This window comes from Corynebacterium sp. HMSC067D03 (assembly GCF_001811185.1).
GTDB lineage: Bacteria > Actinomycetota > Actinomycetes > Mycobacteriales > Mycobacteriaceae > Corynebacterium > Corynebacterium coyleae.
On sequence record NZ_KV803826.1, the window covers coordinates 1 to 220 of the forward strand.

General features: G+C 55.9%; 1 rRNA gene. It reads right to left on the reverse strand.

Annotation, left to right across the window (positions count from 1 at the left end):
• A 23S ribosomal RNA gene (locus tag HMPREF2785_RS07650) occupies positions 1–220 on the reverse strand; the annotation flags it as partial.

Consider the following 220-nt stretch of genomic DNA (forward strand, 5'->3'; position numbering starts at 1 on the left):
GGAGTTTGATTGGCCTTTCACCCCTACCCACAGCTCATCCCCTCAGTTTTCAACCTAAGTGGGTTCGCGCCTCCACAACCTCTTACAGCTGCTTCACACTGGCCATGGGTAGATCACCCCGCTTCGGGTCCAGGACATGCCACTTGACACCCTCTTAGGATTCGCTTTCGCTACGACTACCCCACATAACGGGTTAACCTCGCGACATGCCGCTGACTCG